An 18124-nucleotide genomic window follows, 5' to 3' on the forward strand; every position below is an offset into this window, starting at 1 on the left:
TCGACGGGGTGCTCGCAGCGCAGGTCAACGGACCGGATGCCGCCGCGCCGGGCCGGTCGCCCCGCGCGCGAGCTCTCGAAATGCGCGGTCGACCGGGGGAGACGCCTGCCCCTGTGCGCCCGACGCGGCCTGCCGATCGGCGATCCCGAAGTGGCGAGGCCCGCGAAGGATCTCTTGCGGCTTCCGGTCATTGGCAACGACGCCCTGCTCCTGGAACGAGCCATCGCGGAGAGGTGGGGTTTTCGCCGCTGCCGGTGCAAGACGCGAAGGCGGAGGAGGCGGTCGCTGCGATCTACGGCGGCCGGGCGCGCGGGCCGACATTCATCTGGAGCGCCGATGCCGGGATCAAGGGGGCCCGCTCACGCCCGTGCGACCCGGCTTCTCGGAGCGGGGCGGCGCCGCGCTCCGCCTGGCGGGTGGCAGTCGCGGCTTCGGACCCGAGACCACCGCCCGCGAGGCCGGCAGGCGCCGGGATGTCGGGCCGGTAGCCCCCTGACGTCGGGCTCGGCCTGGGGGCGGGGAGCGACGGGCGGATCGGCAGCATGACCGCTGGCGGTAGCCCGCTGCGGCTGGAGCGCAGAATCGTCCTCGTGCCGATCGCGCCGAGCCACGGCGCCGGTGACGGGGCGGCGGTGCTTGACAACGGCACCGGGTTCCCTGGCTCGCGCGCCGCCATGCCCGCATCGCCCCGCCCCCGGTCTGCATTGACGGAACGGCAGCGGATGGCCCCGGCCTCGCGGCCCCCGCACGCCGCCACGGCAGTCGGGCCGGGCAGCAAAGCCCGGGGATGGGACATGCACCTGCGCGGCGTCGCAGGGCCTGCCGCGGCCCGCGACCTGTCCCCGCGGAGCTTGCGGGCCGGTGGCAGGCATGCGGGAAAGCCGGTTCCGGCGGCGCGCGGCGATTGCGCCTGGCAAGCCGGATACATTATCCCTCGGGCATTCTCCCGATTGCGAGGCAGCCCCTTGGCGAAGAACAGCAGCACGCGCACCCGGCCGGCCGGCCCGGAGGATCGCCTCCTCGATCCGGTCCGCCGAGCCGTCGTGGCCCGCGAGCCGGCGCCGAGGGCCGCATGTCGGGACCGGGGCGATGGCAGGCCGGCGCGGCGCCGGCATGATCCCGGTGCGCGAGCCGCTGGCCCGGCAGCCTGCCCCGCGGCGGGTGCGGATCGTGCTCGGCCGCGGCGACTGCGCCGCCCCGAAGCGGACACCGGGCGGGTTCCGCCGGTTCGTCGCGGCCCGCGGGCGCGTCGAGACCTCCGCCATCGCGGCGGGCCTGGCCAGCCGCACCGATGCCGGCATCGGGGTGCTGACGCGCCGCCACAGCCGGATGCGCCGCTTTGCCGGCAACCGCGGGAACGGCGCGATGGCCGCATCGGGCAGCCTCGCCGGCGCATGGCATCGGAGCCGCACCGGCCTCGCGCGCCAAGGCCTCGCCGGCGAGCGGTATCGGGGCATCGCCTTCGGCAAGCTGCCTTTGCGGCCGGCGCGGGCCCGCGGCTACGAGTGGAGCGGCAGGCCGCGATGATCGGGGCGCTTGAATTCCGCGGCAAGGATCTGCTGCTCTCGCTCCTCACCACCCATATCAACAACCTCGCGTTGGACGACTGAAGCCGACGCCAGCCAGCAGGGACGGATTACCATGAGCACCATCGTCGTCATAGGCGCCGGGCAGGCCGGAAGCTCGCTCGCCGCAGGGCTGCGCAAGCTGGGCCATGAGGGCCCGGTTATCCTGATCGGCGAGGAGCCCGTGCTGCCCTATCAGCGTCCGCCGCTGTCCAAGAAGTACCTGCTCGGCGAGATGGAGCTGGAACGGCTCTATCTGCGCCCGGAGAGCTTCTATGCCGAGAACGACATCGCGCTGCGGCTCGGTGCCCGGGTCGAGGCGATCGACCCGGCGGCGCAGACCCTCGCCCTCGGCGGCGAGACCCTGCGCTTCGACCAGCTCGCGCTGACCACCGGCTCGGTGCCGCGGCGGCTGCCGGCGTCGATCGGCGGCAGGCTCGAGGGCGTCCACGAGGTGCGCGGGCTCGCCGATGTCGACGCGATGGCGCCGGAATTCACCGAGGGCGCGCATGTGCTGATCGTCGGCGGCGGCTATATCGGGCTGGAGGCGGCGGCGGTGGCCGCCTCGAAGGGCCTGAAGGTCACGCTGGTCGAGATGGCCGAGCGCATCCTGCAGCGCGTCGCCGCCCCCGAGACCTCCGACTATTTCCGCGATCTGCACCGGCGGCACGGCGTCGAGATCCTCGAGGGCACCGGGCTCGAGCGGCTCACCGGCGAGACCCGGGTGACAGGTGCGGTGCTCTCGAACGGGCGCGAGCTGGCGGTGGATTTCGCCGTCGTCGGCGTCGGCATCCAGCCCTCCACGGCGCTGGCCGAGGCCGCCGGCCTCGAGATCGAGAACGGCATCCGGGTGGACGCGTTCGGCCGCACGTCGCACCCGGCGATCTGGGCGGCGGGGGACTGCGCCAGCTTCCCGCATGGCGGCGCCCGGCTGCGGCTGGAGAGCGTGCCCAACGCCATCGACATGGCCGAATGCGTCGCCGGCAACATGCTCGGCGCCGGCGAGCCCTATGTGCCGAAGCCCTGGTTCTGGTCCGACCAGTACGACGTCAAGCTCCAGATCGCCGGGCTGAACACCGGCTATGACCGGGTGGTGACGCGCCGCGCGGCCGGGGAAGGGCCGGTCTCCTTCTGGTATTTCGCCGGCGAGCGGCTCCTCGCGGTGGACGCGATGAACGACCCGCGGGCCTACATGGTCGGCAAGCGCCTGATCGAGGGCGGCATGACCGCGGACCCGGCGCAGGTCGCCGACCCCGGGGCCGACCTCAGGGCGCTGCTCAAGGCCGCCGCCCGCTAGGCTCTGGCCTTCCGACGGGCGGAGGGGGCGCGCCGGCCCGGCGGCGCAAGGCCCGGCCGGCGGCTGCCGCGAAGCGGAGCCGGCGCCCCGCGCGCCGGCCTCGCGGCCCATCGCGCCGGGCGGACGGGCGCCGCGCCGACCGGCCTCGATGACACGGAGCGCGGTACCACCCGCCTCGGGCCGGCGGATCATGACGCGCCGGGCGGGATCGCGCGCCGGCAGGATCGGCGGGGCCGGCACCGCAGCCGGCCCGTGTGCCGCGACCGAACATGCATGCCGCAGATGGCGAAAACCCGCCCCCACGGCGCGCGGAGCACGAACGCGCCGATGCCGGAACTCGACGAGAGATCCGCTGCCTGACGGCGGCGATCACCACCGCCGCGGCGCGGTCCGCCATGTTGCCGGACCCGACAGACCATCCCCATAGCGGCACCCGGCCACATCGCGTCGGGAGGCACCGGGGCCGGCGATGGCCGCGCGCAGCCCCGCATCGGCGCGCCACAGCCCTCCGTGGCCGCAGCGACCTGCCCCTTGCCGATGGGCTCCGCTCGCAGGTTCATCGCCGAGAGGATACGCGGCCGGATCGCCGCCGCCGGCGACCTGGCCGCCTGTATCAAGCCGATTTCACCCTGGGGAGCCCGACGGCACCGAGCCCGCTCGCCGGCATCGGGCCGAGTTCCCGGACGGCGGGATCTCCTTCATGCCCCGCGAAGCACAAACCCCGGCGGCGCATCGGCTCCGGCACCAAAACAGCGCGCACGGATATCGGCCGCCGGCGCCGGAGACCGCCATCGCGGTCGTCCCACAGCCGGTACCGCGCCAACACATCAGTCACCCCGCGCGATCGGGCCAGGCCGTCCCACAACCGCCCCGGGAAGGCCTTCCCGCCCTGCCGGCAACGATCCGGCCTCCGCTCCCAGAGCGCACCGAGACAGCGCAGTGCTTCCGGCGCGAGGCCCGCAACTAGCAAAGGAACGGGTTCGCCCACCGCCGGGCCCGGCGCCCCCCATCCCACGATCAGCGCAGGAAGTCGGCCGCCCGCCATTGCCCTCGGACTGATGGCGGACACTGCCTCGCCAACGGTGCCATCCGCCCGGGGGCGGGCAGAAATGCCGCTCCGGCCATGCCCCGAGGTGACCGGAGCGGCTCACCCCGCCGGGATCGGCGCCCGGCTCGCCCTCGGCAACCACCATGTGGGCGTCCCCAACCGGGCCGTCGTCGCGCCTGTGCGTCCGCCCGCCGGAGCCGAACATGGCCGAGACCATTCAGCAGTCCGACCGCAAGACGCGGCTCCCGAACTGTGGCTTCAGGAGCCATGATGCCCCGTCCCGCGACGCCTGGATCCGCCTCGCCAACCGTCCATCGAAGATCACAATCACCGGCCTTCGCGACCCGGCCCATGGCCGCCGACCGATGCAGGCCTGCACCCGCGCCCGGTCTCCCTGCGGCCGTCGAGAATATGTCTGACAGCCTCAGCTGGGCGGATGGGGGATTGCGGCGTCGCGCTCTACGGTTGCGGCGAAGGGTGGGCGGGGTGCCGGCTGGCGGGCCTCGTCACCGGTCGCGCTGCCGGCGTCGCCTCTCGCAAGGAGGCCGGGGGTCGCGGCCCCGATGAGGCCTGTGCCGGTACGGTCTCGATGCGGCGGTCTCCGAGCGGTGGGCGGGCCCGCCCCGGCGCGTCGGCGTATGCCTGTCCCGCGAGGCCAGTAGCGGCGGCACGCGCCGCGCGGCGTGCCTCGTGCCGGGTCGTGGCGGTTCCGTCCACGAGCGGGCACCCACGCGCCGGCGCTGACGGATCATTCGATCGCTGGCTGGCGCACGCAGCCCTGCCCTTGGCCGGGCGTACGCGCCCGGCGCAACCGGTGCACCTTGCGCTGCCGGGCGGGACGCTGCTGTGCGCCGATCTCGGGGCGCAGCAGGACATCCGCCTTCGTGAGCGCGCCGCCTGGAGCCCGCCCACCGGCCACTCCGCCGAGATCGCCGCCTTGGCCTTGTCCCCGGACCGCTCCGCCCTGGTGCATGACTGGTCCGGCCCCGTCGGCAGGCCGGGCCAACTGCCACTGCGGCACGCCCGCCCTGACCCTCCGCGCGGCCCCAGGGACACCCGAAACCCCGGAGCCCATGAAAGCCGCATCCGTCCAACGCCTCCCTGCCCAGAGCTCCGGCTCCCCCCAGCATCTCGCAAGGCAGGGCCGCGATCGGACGATGACTGCGCAGGACGCGCGGTTCCTCTTGCGGATGCCTCTGTCGGAGCTGCCGTCGCAGAGGGTTTGGGGGGCCACCGTCTCGCGGTTCTCGCAGCGGGCGGCGGGGGTGGCGTTCACGCTGTGTGGCCGGTCGCCGGGGCGCCGGTCGAGGCGAACGCGCGGCGCGGTCGTACGCGCTCGCTGTCCGGGCTTCTGGCGGGCCAAGGCCAAATTGCAAGCGGGGCCCCTCTGAAGGCGGGCAATCGGTGTGCCGCCATGCGCCGGTGCGCCGCCATGCGCGGGTGCGCCGCCATGCGCCGGCGCGCCGCCATGCCCTCGCGCTGCGGCGCCCGCGCGCGCGTCGCTCATCCCGGACTGGATCTGCCCGGCCGTCTCGAGGACCTCGGCTTGCGCCGGAGACCACGGCCGTCCGATGCCGCGGCGGCCTTCGGTCCCCGCCGAGCTGCCGGGCCTGCGCGGGGCGGATGTCTCGGGGTTGCCGTCGCAGCCGGGGGGACGGCCGCTTCCCCTCCCGCAACGGGGGCCGCGGCGCCGTGAGCACGCGCCGGGCGCTGGCCGGGAGGATCGGTTCTGCCCGGCTGCACGCCGGCAGCTCGGCATGCCGGGCCCCGAACGGCAGGGCCGCCACGGCCCGGCACGAGCGCGGCCGGCGCCGGAAGCGGCCGGCCCGGGGGCGCCCCTGTCGCCCCGCGGAGCGTCGCCCGGCCACTGCCTTGCCCGCCATCACGGTGCCCAAGCGGCTGGACCGTTCCGCCCGTTGCGATTATGCGGCGAAGCTGGTGCCCCGAGATGCGGGTCGCCGCCGGGCCCGGACGGGCGCCGGGCGCCGTCCGGCCGAAACCAGATCGGGCGATGCCGCGGGCGCCTCTCGCCGGCCCGCAGAAAGGATGCACGGTTCCGCATGAGCAGCGGCGAGCCGCCAGAACCGCCCCCCGGCCGCGCCGGCCGGCAGGTCTTCGAGACCGATCACCTGCTCGCGGGCCTCGGCCGGCATGCGGCCAGGGGGAGCCTCATCGCCGTCTCCGCGCAGACCGCGCGGATGGCGGTGCAGATCGCCGCCATGGCGATCCTCGCCCGGCTGCTCGCACCGGCCGATTTCGGCCTCGCGGCGATGGCGCTGGCCTGTACCGGACTGCTCGCGATGTTCACCGATCTGGGCCTGTCGGCCGCCGCGGTGCAGCGCGACCGGCTGACCCACAGCCTGGCGAGCGCGCTCTTCGGCTGCAATCTCGCCGGCGGGCTTGCCGCCATGGCGCTGCTGATCGCGGCGAGCCCGCTGGTCGGCCGGATGTTCGGCGAGCCGCGGCTGGTCCCGCTCATGATGGTGCTGGCCGTGGTCCTGCCGCTCGAGGCCGCCGGCCGGCAGCATGCCGCCCTGTTGCAGCGCGGGATGCGCTTCGGCGCGCTCGAGGGCACCGCCCTGGCCGCCCAGGCCGTCGGAGCGGCGGCGGCGGTCGGCCTCGCGCTCGGCGGGGCCGGCTACTGGGCGCTGGCGGCGCAGCCCCTGATCGCCGCCGGGCTCGGCTCGGCGCTGCTCTGGCTGGCCTGTCCCTGGCGGCCCGGGCGGGTGCGCGACTGGCGCGGGGCCCGCAGCGCGCTGCTCTTCGGGCTCGACATGACCGGCTTCCAGATCCTCAACCAGATCCACCGCCAGGTCGACGACCTGCTGATCGGCTGGCGCTGGGGGGCGGTGGATCTCGGCTTCTACAACCGCGCCTATGCGCTGATGATGCTGCCGATCCGGCTGCTCAGCGGGCCGATCGGCGCGGTGGCGATTGCCGCTCTCAGCCGGATCAAGCACGACCCCGCGGCCTGGCTCCGGCTCTATTGCCGGGCGATCGGCGGCGTGATGCTCGTCGCGGCGCCCGTCGCCATCCTGCTCGCGCTGCTCGCGCCGCAGATCGTGCGCCTGCTGTTCGGGCCCGGCTGGGACCCGGCCTCGGAGATCTTCGCGCGGCTTTCGCTCTGCATCCTGGCGCAGCCGGTGATGAGCTCGGTCGGCTGGCTCTGGGTCTCGCGCGGCGCGACGCGGGCGATGCTGCGCTGGGCGGCCGGGTCGATCCCGCTCATGGTCCTCGCGATGCTCGCCGGGCTGCCCTTCGGCGCGGTCGGGGTGGCGACGGGCTATGCGGTGAGCATCTGCCTGCTGACGCCGGTCTGCCTCGTGTTCGCGGCGCGCGGTCTCGGCTTCGGGCTGGCGCCGGTGCGCCGGGCGCTGGCGCCGCCGCTGGCGGGCGCGCTTGCCGCCTATCTCGCGGTGCGCCTGCTGCTGCCCGCCGCCCCGGCGGAGGCGTTCGGCCCGGCGCTGCTCGGTGCCGGGGTCTTCGTGCTGCTCTATTTGGGCTTCACATATGCGCTCGATCGCAGGACGATCCGGCGCATGGCCGAATTGGTGTCGCTGCTGCGCGGCGGCGGGGGGTAGGAGGCGAGCGATGCATGCAGCGCTGGAGAGGCAGCCGGAGCCACGCTGGAAGCGGCTCCTGCGGCCGGTCTATCACGGGCTGCTCGGCCTGCGCCGGCGCAGCTTCGGCCTGGTGCACCGGCTCGGCCTCAACGCGGTCAACCGCGCGCGCAACGCCCGCCGCACGGCGCGCCGGCTCGAGATCGGGCCGGGCGATCGCCCGATCGAGGGGTTCGAGGCGATCAACATCGTCTGGAGCCCCGGCGTCGACTATGTCCACGACGTGGTCGGCGGCCTGCCTTTCCCCGATGCGACCTTCGAGACCCTCTATGCCAGCCATGTGCTCGAGCATGTGCCCTGGTATCTGGTGCCCGGTGTGCTGGCCGAGTGGCACCGGGTGCTGCGCCCCGGCGGCGCGGTCGAGATCTGGGTGCCGAACGGGCTCGAGATCGCGCGCGCCTTCGTCGATGCCGAGGACGGCCGGCCCGATCCGATCCACCGGGACGGCTGGTACCGCTTCAACCCCGGCCGCGATCCGGCGGTCTGGGCCTGCGGGCGGATCTTCTCCTATGGCGACGGGCGCGGCACGCCGGGCCATTTCAACTGGCATCTCGGGCTGTTCTCGGAGCGCTACCTGACCCGGCTGCTGCAGGATGCCGGGTTCGAGGCCTGCCGGCGCCTGCCGCGCGAGGCCGTGCGCGGATACGATCACGGCTGGATCAACCTCGGCGTCACCGGCATCCGGCGATGAATTTCCGCAGCCTGGCCGAGCTGGTCGAGATCACCCGGCGCCATGTCCCGGCGCTGCCGGAGGACATCGAGCTCGTCATCGGCATCCCGCGCAGCGGCATGCTGCCGGCGACGATGATCGCGCTGCTCATGGACAGGCCGCTGCTCGATCTCGAGAGCTTTCTCGCAGGCCGGCTGCCGGGCCAGGGCACCACCCGGCCGCTCGGCCGCCGGATCGCCGACCTGGCCACGGTGCGCCGGGTCCTGCTGGTGGACGACAGCGTGACCAGCGGGCAGAGCATCGCCGCCGCGAAGGCGCGGGTGGCGGCGGCGCGGCCGGATCTCGAGCCGCTGGTGCTCGCGGTGATCGCGAGCCCGCCGGCGCGCGCCTTCGTCGACATCCATTTCGACGTCTGCCCGATGCCGCGGATCTTCGAGTGGAACCTGTTCAACTCCTGGGTCTGCGCCGAGGGCTGCTTCGATCTCGACGGCATCTTCTGCCGCGACCCGTCCGGGGCCGAGAACGACGACGGCCCGCGCTACCGCGCCTTCCTGCGCGATGTCGCGCCGCTGCGGCGCCCGGGCCAGCCGCTCCGGCGGATCGTCACCGCCCGGCTCGGCACCTACCGGGCCGAGACCGAGGCCTGGCTCGCCCGCCACGGCATCGCCTACGAGCGGCTGGACATGCTCGAGGACACCACCGCCGAGGAACGCCGCGAGGGCCGGATGCATGCGCCCTTCAAGGCGCGGATCTACGCATCGGACCCGGTGACGCGGCTGTTCGTCGAGAGCGACCCCGAGCAAGCCGCCGAGATCGCCCGGCTGAGCGGCAAGCCGGTCCTCAGCTTCGCCGAGATGCGCATCGTCGATCCCGCGGCCGCGAGCCTGCCCCGTGCCGTGGCCCAGCTGCGCCGCTCCCGCCTGGTCGGCCGGCGGCTGGCGGCCGGGCTGCTGAACCGGCTGATCCGGGGCCGGGCCGGCTGACGCCCGGCTATCGCCCCGGGCGCCGGGCGAGAAACAGCTTCTCGCCGCGCGGCGGTCTCGTGATGCAGCTTCACGCCGCCGGTCACGCTGTTGGCATAGCTGTCCGGGCCGGCGGCGAGCCGCTTGTGCCAGAAGGCGAGCGCCTCCTCGAGCAGGCGGATGTCGTGATGGCGGATCACCCGAAGGTAGAAGTCCCAGTCGCCCAGCACGGGCAGCGTCTCGTCATAGAGCCCGAGTTCGTCGTGCAGCGTGCTCCGGTAGAGGAAGCTGTTCGGCACGATGAGGTTGTACTGCGCCATGTTGGCGATGCCGATGGCCGTCAGCTCCGGGTTGTAGGGCGTCTGCCGCCGCGTGACGATGGCGCCGTTCCCGATGGTCTCGAAGATCTCGACGACCCGGCAGCAGACCCCGCCGATGCCCGGCCCGGCGGCGTCGAGCGCCGATGCCGCGGTCTCGAGAAAGCGCGGCGACCAGCTGTCGTCATCGTCGAGCAGCACCAGATACGCGCAGTCGAGCGCCCGCACCCCGGCCTTGGCCGCGGCCCAGCGGCCCCGCGGCTCGGCATGATGGGTGATCTCCAGCCGCTCCCGGATGCCGGGCGCCTCGCGATCGACATAGGCCTCGAGCGCCGCGCCGTCGCCGCCGTCGTTGACCAGCGCGATGCGCCAGTCGCCGAAGCCCTGCGCCTGCACGCTGTGCAGCGCCCGCGCCAGCGTCGCCGGGCGATCCCTGGTGCGCATCACAATTCCGACCTTCGCCATCGGCCTCGCCCTCCCGCTTGCTCGCCCGTCATGTCCTGCGGCGCCGGCCGGGGCGGCGGTCCACGATCAGGAACTTGGCTGGATATCATCCCGGCCGCCGGAACACCAAGCCCGGGCTGCCGCCGCGCCGCCGGGCCGGCATGCCCACGGCCCGGCGCTCCGGCCGCCGGGCCGCGCGGCTAGGCGTAGCGCGGCCAAGTGTCGGACAGGCGATAGCCCGCCGGCCAGGGGTCATCGGGGTCGAGCATGTGCTGGTGCGTGCCGGTGATCCAGGCCCGGCCGCTGATCTCGGGGCGGATCGCCGGGCGCCCGCCGACCGCCGCGGTGCCGAGGATCCGGCCCTCGAACTCCGAGCCGATGATCGAGACCGCGGTCAGCCGCTCGCCGATCGCCATCTGCCCGCGCGCATGCAGCAGCGCCATGCGCGCCGAGACCGCCGTGCCGGTCGGCGAGCGGTCGATCTTGCCGGGGCGGACCGAGACCGCCGAGCGCGCCCGCAGCGCCCCGCCCTCCCGCGCGATCGGGCCGGCGAAGAGGCAGAAGGAATGGTGCCGCCAGTCCGCCCGCTCGGGGTGCTCGAAGGCGAGCTGCGCATTGGCGGCGGCGGTGATCCGCATCCCGAGCTCGGCCAGCTCGCGCGCCTCGCCGGCATCGAGCGCGAGGCCGAGCGCCGCTGCATCCACCACCACGAAGCTGTCGCCGCCATAGGCGGTGTCGACGGCCAGCGTGCCCAGCCCCTCGACCTCGAGCGCGGCATCGGTGCGGCAGGCGAAGGAGGGCAGGTTCTCCACCGAGATCCGCTCCGCCTTGCCGGCCCGGCACGCGGCGCGCACCCGCACCAGCCCGCCCGGCGCCTCCAGCACCATCTCGGTCACCGGCTCCTGCATCGCCACCAGCCCGGTATCGAGCAGCACGGTGGCGACGCAGATCGAGTTGGAGCCCGACATCGGCGGCGTGTCCGCCGGTTCCATGATGATGAAGCCGGCCTGCGCCTCCGGATGCTTCGGCGGCACCAGCAGGTTGACATGGCGGAAGACGCCGCCGCGGGGCTCGTTGAGCACGAAGTTGCGCAGGGTCTCGTCCTCGGCGATCCAGCGGCGCTGGTCCCAGAGCGTCGCCCCGGGCGGCGGCGCCACGCCGCCGACGATCACGTCGCCGACCTCCCCTTCCGCATGGGCCGAGACGACATGGATGACCTTGGTGCTGCGCATCGCGCCCCCTCAGCGGATCTTGGCGAGAAACTTGCGGAGATGCTCCGAGGCCGGCGCGCCGAAGATCTCCGCCGGCGGGCCGATCTCCTCGATCACGCCCTGGTGGAAGAAGGCGACCCGGTCGGAGACGTCGCGCGCGAAGCCCATCTCGTGGGTCACGCAGATCATCGTCATGCCCTCCTCGGCGAGCAGGCGCATGGTGTCGAGCACCTCGCCGACCAGCTCCGGATCGAGCGCCGAGGTCGCCTCGTCGAACAGCATGTAGCGCGGCTCCATCGCCAGCGCGCGGGCGATCGCGAGGCGCTGCTGCTGCCCGCCCGAGAGCGCCTTGGGATAGACGTCGAGCTTGTCGCCGAGGCCGACATGGCGGAGCTGGCGCTCGGCCACCTCCCGCGCCTCGGCCCGCGGCAGCCCGCGCACGATGCGCGGCGCCAGCGCGACGTTCTCGAGCGCGGTCAGGTGGGGAAAGCTGTTCCACTGCTGGAACACCATGCCGAGCTTCTGGCGCAGCGCGTTGAGATCGGTGCCGCGGGCATGGACATCCGTGCCATCGACCTCGATCCGGCCCTGCTGGATCGGCTCGAGCCCGTTGATGCAGTAGAGCAGCGTCGACTTGCCCGAACCGGAGGCGCCGATCACCGAGAGCACCTCGCCGTTGTGCACGTCGAGGTCGATGCCCTTCAGCACGTGCAGCTCGCCGAAATACTTGTGCAGCCCGCGGATCTCGATCATTGCGCCCACCGCGCCTCGAGCCGCGCGGAATAGCGCGAGATCGGATAGGAGAGCGCGAAGTAGAACGCGCCGGCCAGGGTGAGGATCATGAACGGCTCCTGCGTGCGGGTGATGAGGATCTGGCTCGCCTTCAGCAGCTCCACATAGCCGAGCACCGAGACCAGCGCGCTGTCCTTCATCACCCCGAGCGCGACGCCGACCCAGGAGGGGAACACCGCCCGCCCGCCGATCGGCAGCACGACATGGCGCATGTCCTGCCAGTAGGTCATGCCGAGCGAGCGCGCGGCGCGGCGCATCGGCTGGCCGACGGCGGCGATCCCGCCGCGCGCCACGTTGGCCACCAGCGAGGCGCAGTAGAGCGTCAGCACCACGGCACCGGAGGCGAAGGGGTCGAGCGAGAGCCCGGCGATCGGCGCGAAGTTGTAGAACAGCACGAGCTGGATGATCAGCGGCACCGAGCGGAAGACGTCGAGCAGCGGCGCCAGGGTCAGGCTGGCCAGCAGGCGCCCCTCGTGCAGCATCCAGCCGAACAGGATGCCGAGCAGGCTGCCGATGACGATGGAGACCCCCGAGATCAGCAGCGTGCGCCAGGCCGCCTCGGCCATGAACCACAGATCGGCGGCCCGGAAGCCGGAGAAGAAACTGATCGCAGGCTCCATGCCCCCCCCCTCAGTAGCGGAACAGCCGCCACGCCGCGAGGCGCGAGGCTCCGAGGATGATCTTGACGATCACGTAGTAGATGATCGCGGTCACCGCGAAATACTCGAAGATCCGGTAGGTCCGGCTGGCGAAGAACTGCGTCTCGCCCGAGAGCTCGCGGAAGCCCACCAGCATGCCGAGCGAGCTCATCAGCACGGCCCAGACCATCTGGTTGGTCAGCGGGTAGTAGACGATGCGGAAGACCTGCGGGATCACGATGCGGGTATAGGCCTGCCAGACCGTCATCCCGAGGCTGCGGGCGGCGCGGAGCTGGGTCTCCGGCACCGCCTGGAAGCCGCCGCGGAAATTCTCCGCCAGATAACCCGCATTGTTGAAGCTGAGCCCGGCCAGCACGATCAGGAAGGGCGAGAGATGGATGCCCCAGGCGCCCATGCCGAAGCCGAAGAAGAAGAGCTGGAACAGCGCCGGCGTGTTGCGCGCGATCTCGACCCAGGCGGTGGCGAGCCAGCGCAGCGGGCCGCGCAGGTGCAGCCGCGCCAGCGCCAGCCCGAGCCCGATGACGATGCCGATGACCATCGACAGCGCGGCCACCTGCAGCGTGACGAGGCCGGCCTCGAGCAGCTCCGGCAGGCTCTTGATGACCGGCCGCCAATGGAAGTTGTAGTCGAACATTCTGCGGGCCCCGCCGGCCCCGCCCCTTGCCCGGGCGGGGCCGTCTCATGCCTTCAGGGTCAGTACATCACGCCGGGGATGCGCAGCTCCGGGGCGTCGCCGCCGACATACTTGCCCCAGAGCTCCTGATAGCGCCCGGAGCGGACCTGGTGCGTGACGAAGAGGTTGAGATAGTTGAGCCAGCTCACATCGGTGCGCTTGGCCACCACCGAGGTGTAGTCGGTGGTCCAGGGCATCCGCGGGCCGGGCCTGATGGTGTCGTACTGCTCGGTGATCGGCTTCACCGCGGTGTTGGTGGTGATGCCGATATCCGCCTTGCCCTGCGCCACCGCGAGGAACACCTCGTTCTCCGACTGATAGCCCTGGTAGTTGCCCTCCTCGCCCCATTCCGCGGCGATCTTCAGCCATTCCTGCTCCGGCACCGTGCCGACGGCGGCGGCGACGCGCTTGCCGCGCATGTCCTCGAAGCTCTCGATGCCGCTGTCCACATGCACCACGCCCTGCGCGTAGTAGATCGCGTAGGGGATCGTGAAGCCGACCGTCTTGGCCCGCGCCAGCGTGTCGGAGGTGGCGCCGAACACCACATCGGCGCGGCCGGTGACGATGACCGGCAGCCGCTCGGCCCAGGTCAGCGGCAGGATCTCGTGATCGACCTCGAGCGCGGCCGCGAGATCGGCGCAGTAATCGACGTCGAAGCCGGCCGGCTCGTTGTTCTCGTCGCGATAGCCGATCGGCGGGAAATCGAGCACCACGCCGCAGCGCAGCGTGCCGCGGTCGATGACGTCGTCGAGCGTGTCGGCCAGTGCCTGACCGGTGGTCCCGACCATGAGGAGACCTGCCACGGCGAGCGCGGCGGAAAGCGTTTTGTTCATTGGGATCCCTGTCGATTATCGTGTAATTGCGGTTCGACACGCTACTAGAAGCACAATGCCGCTGCCATCGTTTTCTCGACACCGGCGCGGCGGCAGGGGCGGCAGCGCCCGGCGAGGCCGCGAGGGATACCGATGACAGCACCCGCCGAGACCGCCCGGATGCCGGCGCTGGCCATCGCCCCCGGCACGGCCGCGGGCGAGGTTCTCCATCTCGCCGAGGGCCTGAGCTTCTGGGGCGGCGTCGATCCGGCCACCGGGCGCATCATCGACGCCCACCACCCGCGCTGCGGCGCCGCGCTGGCGGGGCGGATCGTCGCGATGCCGACCTCGCGCGGCTCCTGCAGCGGCAGCGGCGTGCTGCTCGAGCTGGCGCTCAACGGCCATGCCCCGGCGGCGCTGGTGTTCCGGGAGGACGAGGAGGTTCTCACGCTCGGCGCGCTCGTGGCGGAACGAATGTTCGGCCGGAACGTTCCCGTGCTGCGGCTGTCGCCCGGCGCCTTCGCCGCGCTGGCGGCGGCGCCCGAGGCGCGCATCGCCGCCGACCGGATCACCGGCCCCGGGCTCGACCTCCCGGTCACGCCGCTCGGCACCGCCGCGCTGGCGCTGACCGACCGCGACCGCCGGCTGCTCGCGGGCGAGGCCGGCCGCGCCCCCCGGCTGACCATGGAGATCCTCTGCACCATGGCCGCGGCGCAGGGCGCGCCGGCGCTCGTCGATGTCAGCCGCGGGCATATCGACGGCTGCATCCTGCACAGCCCGGCAAACCTGATCTTCGCCGAGACGATGATGGAGATGGGCGCCCGGGTCGCGATCCCGACCACGATCAACGCGATCTCGATCGACTACGAGAACTGGCAGCGCTCCGGCGTGGCGCCGGATTTCGGGCGCGAGGCGCGCCGGCTCGCCGAGGCCTATGTGCGGATGGGCGCGCGGCCCACCTTCACCTGCGCGCCCTATCTGCTCGAGGACCCGCCGGCGCGGGACGAGGCCATCGGCTGGTCGGAATCCAATGCCGTGATCTTCGCCAACAGCGTGCTCGGCGCGCGCACCGCGAAACACCCCGACTATCTCGATCTCTGCATCGCGCTGACCGGCCGCGCGCCGCTCGCCGGCGTCTATCTCGCGGCGAACCGCCGGGCGCGGCGGGTGATCGAGGTCGCGCTGCCGGCGGGGATCGACGACGCCTTCTGGCCGATGCTCGGATGGCTCGCCGGGCAGCGCGCGCCGGACCGGATCCCGCTGCTCGTCGGGCTCGAGGCCGCCGCCCCGACGCGCGACGACCTGAAGGCGCTCTGCGCGGCCTTCGGCACCACCTCCGCCGCGCCGATGCTGCATGTCGCCGGGCAGACCCCGGAGGCGGACGCGCCCGCCGCGCCGGATGCCGACCGCGCGGCGCTCTCCGCGGCCGATCTCGCGGCGGCCTGGCAGGCGCTCAACACCGGCGGCGCGCGGGTGGACCTCGTCGCCATCGGCAGCCCGCATGCCTCGCTGGAGGAATGCCGGCGCCTCGCGGCGCTGCTCGAGGGCCGGCGCTGCCACCCGGAGACGGCGACCATCGTCACCCTCGGCCAGGCCATCCGGGCGGCGGCCCGCGCCGAGGGGCTGACCGACCGGCTCGAGGCGGCCGGGGTGCGGATCATCCCGGATCTCTGCTGGTGCTCGATCACCGAGCCGGTGTTCCCGCCCGCGGCGCGGGTGCTGATGACGAACTCCGGGAAGTACGCCCACTACGCGCCCGGCCTCTCGGGGCGGCAGGTGCGCTTCGGCAGCCTCGCCCGCTGCGCCGAGGCCGCCGTCACCGGCATGGCGGACGGCACCCCGCCGGACTGGCTCGCCGCCTGACGGCGACGCCACCGCCCTCCCTGCGCCCCTCCCAGCGGCCAGAGCCGGGGGCTGCGGGCCGATCATGGCTGGCCGACCCTTACCGGCAGCTGCGGGCGGACTCACGCGCCGCGCCGCGCGGCCGGCCCCGCCTGTCGGCAGCGCGGCGCCGCCTCCCGGGTGTCGGCGTGGCCGGACCTGGCCGCCGCATCGCGGTGCCTGCCGGCCTGGGGCGGACGGCACGAAGGGTATCGAGCGGCCCCGGAGCGGTGCCGCCCCGCCCGGTTGCCACTGCGGGCCGCGCCGGCGAGGCGCCGGGCCGGAACCGCCCGCCGGACAGATCCACGGGCACCGCCCCGCCATGCAGCCGACATGGCCCCTCCCCGCCCGGCGCGCCGGATCGCCTGCACCGCGCACCGTCCTGCACCGATACTCATGGCGAGCCGGAACTGTACAATCGCCCGCGAAGGCACTAGAGCGGCCTATCGCTTTGCCATGGCACGGGCACGCCCGGGCCGTATCGCCCGGAATGCTCCGGTGCGCAGGGCCCCCGGGCGGGTCGAAACAACAGAAAATGAAACCGTGAAAAAAGCTCTCGCAGAGGCCCTCGATCGCCGTGGCTACGCCTCGCTGACCGCCGTCCAGCAACAGGTCACGGATCCTGACCTGATCGGCGCAGACCTGATCGTGTCGGCGCAGACCGGATCGGGCAAGACCCTGGGCTTCGGGCTGGCGGTCGCGCCCACCCTGCTCGGCGACGACGAGACCTTCCCGCCGGCCGCCCTGCCGCTCGCCCTGATCCTCGCGCCGACACGCGAGCTGGCGATGCAGGTCAAGCGCGAGCTGAGCTGGCTCTATGCCGAGGCCGGTGCCGTGATCGCCTCCTGCGTCGGCGGCATGGACATGCGCGACGAGAGGCGGAGCCTGCAGCGCGGCGCCCATATCGTCGTGGCGACGCCCGGACGCCTGCGCGACCACCTCACCCGCGGGTCGATCGATCTTGGTGACCTGCGCGCCGTGGTCCTCGACGAGGCGGACGAGATGCTCGATCTCGGCTTTCGCGAGGACCTGGAGTTCATCCTTGGCGAAGCCCCGGAGGAGCGCCAGACGCTGATGTTCTCGGCCACGGTGCCGAGGTCCATCACCGCGCTTGCCAGGCGGTATCAGCGGGATGCCATCCGCATCTCGACCACCGCCGAGACCTCGCAGCATGCCGATATCGAGTATCAGGCGATGTCGGTCCCGGCCCGCGATGTCGAGAACGCGATCATCAACGTGCTGCGCTTTCACGAGGCGCCGAACGCGCTCGTCTTCGTCAACACGCGCGCCATGGTCAATCGCCTGACGACGCGGCTCTCCAACCGCGGCTTCCCGGTCGTGGCGCTGTCCGGCGAGCTGTCGCAGGCCGAACGCACCCATGCGCTGCAGGCGATGCGCGACGGGCGGGCGCGGGTCTGTGTCGCGACCGATGTGGCGGCGCGGGGCATCGACCTGCCCAATCTCGACCTGGTGGTTCATGCGGAACTGCCGCTCAACCAGGAGACGCTGCTGCACCGGTCCGGGCGCACCGGCCGGGCCGGGCGCAAGGGGGTCAGCGTGCTGATCGTCCCGCCCTCGGCGCGGCGCAAGGCCGAGCGCATCCTGGGCGCCGCGAAGCTCCGGGCAGACTGGGGCAGCGCGCCCTCCGCCGATGCCGTCAGGGCCCGCGACGAGGAGCGGATGCTGTCCGACCCGCTCTGGGAGGCGGAGATCACCGAGACCGAGCGCGAGGCCATCGGCACCCTGCTCGAACGGTTCGGCCCCGAGCAGATCGCGGCGCGGTTCCTGCGGCTCCACGCCGGCATGCACTCGGCGCCGGAGGAGCTGTCCAGCTTCGACACCAAGCCCAAGGCGAGAACCGAGTTCGGCCCGAGCGTCTGGTTCTCGGTGTCCGGCGGCCACAGCCAGCGCGCCGAGCCGCGGCGGCTGATCCCGATGCTCTGCAAGGCGGGGGGCCTCAGCAGCCGCGACATCGGCGCGATCAGGGTGGCCAACCGGGAGTCCTTCGTCGAGATCCGTCAGAGCAGCGTGGAGAGCTTCCTCGCGGCGATCGGGCCGGAGATGCTGGTCGAAGACGGGGCGACGCTGAGCCGGGTCGACGGCCCGCCGGCCGAGACCCGGTCGCCGCGCCCCCGCCCCGGGCCCCGGTCGCGGGATCGCATGCCGGCGCGCG

13 protein-coding genes are annotated in these 18124 nt (G+C 73.1%); 7 read left to right on the forward strand and 6 right to left on the reverse strand.

What is annotated here, in order from left to right; all coding sequences use genetic code 11:
* Positions 1-1089 precede the first annotated feature (1089 nt).
* From QSJ97_RS11795 to QSJ97_RS11815, 5 genes are all read left to right on the forward strand, one after another.
* A complete protein-coding gene (locus tag QSJ97_RS11795) occupies positions 1090-1527 on the forward strand; it encodes a hypothetical protein (RefSeq protein WP_285671968.1) in 438 nt (145 codons plus the stop codon).
* Between the two features lie 114 nt (positions 1528-1641).
* Positions 1642-2862, forward strand: a complete 1221-nt coding sequence (locus QSJ97_RS11800) for an NAD(P)/FAD-dependent oxidoreductase (RefSeq protein WP_285671969.1) — start codon at positions 1642-1644, stop codon at positions 2860-2862.
* 1251 nt (positions 2863-4113) lie between these two features.
* Complete coding sequence (locus QSJ97_RS11805; protein ID WP_285671970.1) at positions 4114-4329, forward strand: hypothetical protein; 216 nt, start codon at positions 4114-4116, stop codon at positions 4327-4329.
* Positions 4330-5970: 1641 nt separating this feature from the next.
* On the forward strand, positions 5971-7491 hold the full coding sequence (locus QSJ97_RS11810) for a lipopolysaccharide biosynthesis protein (protein WP_285671971.1): 1521 nt from the start codon (positions 5971-5973) through the stop codon (positions 7489-7491).
* A 10-nt stretch (positions 7492-7501) separates the two neighbouring features.
* Positions 7502-8221: a class I SAM-dependent methyltransferase gene (locus QSJ97_RS11815; RefSeq protein ID WP_285671972.1), complete on the forward strand. Its 720-nt coding sequence runs from the start codon at positions 7502-7504 to the stop codon at positions 8219-8221.
* Between the two features lie 730 nt (positions 8222-8951).
* Here the strand turns inward: QSJ97_RS11815 and QSJ97_RS24995 are convergent.
* The 6 genes from QSJ97_RS24995 to QSJ97_RS11850 form a co-directional block, all read right to left on the reverse strand.
* Complete coding sequence (locus QSJ97_RS24995; RefSeq protein WP_352231080.1) at positions 8952-9944, reverse strand: glycosyltransferase family 2 protein; 993 nt, start codon at positions 9942-9944, stop codon at positions 8952-8954.
* A 179-nt stretch (positions 9945-10123) separates the two neighbouring features.
* Positions 10124-11155 (reverse strand): trans-3-hydroxy-L-proline dehydratase, encoded by a 1032-nt coding sequence (locus tag QSJ97_RS11830; RefSeq protein ID WP_285671974.1) that lies wholly within the window; start codon positions 11153-11155, stop codon positions 10124-10126.
* Positions 11156-11164: 9 nt separating this feature from the next.
* Positions 11165-11887 carry an amino acid ABC transporter ATP-binding protein gene (locus QSJ97_RS11835; RefSeq protein ID WP_285671975.1) on the reverse strand — a complete coding sequence of 241 codons (723 nt, stop codon included), beginning with the start codon at positions 11885-11887 and terminating at the stop codon, positions 11165-11167.
* Positions 11884-12546, reverse strand: a complete 663-nt coding sequence (locus tag QSJ97_RS11840) for an amino acid ABC transporter permease (RefSeq protein ID WP_285671976.1) — start codon at positions 12544-12546, stop codon at positions 11884-11886. The genes QSJ97_RS11835 and QSJ97_RS11840 overlap by 4 nt, the downstream gene beginning before the upstream one ends.
* Before the next feature lie 10 nt (positions 12547-12556).
* Positions 12557-13219, reverse strand: a complete 663-nt coding sequence (locus QSJ97_RS11845) for an amino acid ABC transporter permease (protein ID WP_285671977.1) — start codon at positions 13217-13219, stop codon at positions 12557-12559.
* A 59-nt stretch (positions 13220-13278) separates the two neighbouring features.
* Positions 13279-14091: a transporter substrate-binding domain-containing protein gene (locus QSJ97_RS11850; RefSeq protein WP_285671978.1), complete on the reverse strand. Its 813-nt coding sequence runs from the start codon at positions 14089-14091 to the stop codon at positions 13279-13281.
* A 132-nt stretch (positions 14092-14223) separates the two neighbouring features.
* On the opposite strand from QSJ97_RS11850, the gene lhpI reads away from it, so the two are divergent.
* A complete protein-coding gene (gene lhpI / locus QSJ97_RS11855) occupies positions 14224-15933 on the forward strand; it encodes a cis-3-hydroxy-L-proline dehydratase (RefSeq protein ID WP_285671979.1) in 1710 nt (569 codons plus the stop codon).
* A 561-nt stretch (positions 15934-16494) separates the two neighbouring features.
* The coding region (locus QSJ97_RS11860) for a DEAD/DEAH box helicase (RefSeq protein ID WP_285671980.1) at positions 16495-18124 on the forward strand (1630 nt) is incomplete at its 3' end.

The sequence above is a fragment of the Paralimibaculum aggregatum genome, from assembly GCF_030270585.1.
Lineage (GTDB): Bacteria > Pseudomonadota > Alphaproteobacteria > Rhodobacterales > Rhodobacteraceae > Thermohalobaculum > Thermohalobaculum aggregatum.